This is a genomic window from Sphingomonas sp. 37zxx, assembly GCF_000786205.1.
GTDB lineage: Bacteria > Pseudomonadota > Alphaproteobacteria > Sphingomonadales > Sphingomonadaceae > Sphingomonas.
Genome location: NZ_JROH01000124.1, coordinates 1 through 554, shown reverse-complemented (window position 1 = coordinate 554; position 554 = coordinate 1). Strand labels below are relative to the sequence as shown.

At 53.1% G+C, this 554-nt stretch carries 2 protein-coding genes; both read left to right on the top strand.

Going from position 1 to position 554, the window contains the following annotated elements:
• Positions 1-240 (top strand): hypothetical protein (locus QU44_RS18595; protein ID WP_197054382.1); only part of this gene is annotated, 240 nt, incomplete at its 5' end.
• A partial coding sequence (locus QU44_RS18815) for a hypothetical protein (protein ID WP_231621803.1) occupies positions 215-554 on the top strand: 340 nt, incomplete at its 3' end. The genes QU44_RS18595 and QU44_RS18815, both read left to right, overlap by 26 nt.

Below are 554 nucleotides of genomic sequence, written 5' to 3'. Positions count from 1 at the left end.
TATGTCGAGGGGTTATTGGAAGTGCCCACCTTCAGAAGTGATTTTTCGCTCCATCGCTTTTGGTATGGCGGCAACTGCGGTTATGCTCTGGGCACCGGAAGCACCAGAAATATTGAACGATTGGAAACATCCAGTCTGGCGACCGGTCGCGGCGTTAGCAGTAACCGTATCAATTGGGGCTTTGTGGCGCTGGCGCGGGATGCGCTGGAGCAGAATGGTATTGCGCGAGCTAAACGTTAGCTGGACGGATGACATTCCAACTGCATGGCTTTCGATTACGGCTACCGAAACCGATATCTCGCCAACGCAAATCGTAGTCGATTTAGATAACGGAAGGACTTTGATGTGCGAAGATACTCGGCCATTTGTCGGAGCGCCTTCTGCCTCTTGCGTTTACGGACTTGATGGAAGCATCGCGTTCTATGTGACAGCCGAAAGGCCGGCTGGCGGCGACTGGGTCGATCGAACAGAGATACGGCACAGCATCGAGGGCGATATGCTCACCTACGTACCAGCGTCGTCAATTAACAGGCTGCTGAAAAATCCCACGGTTT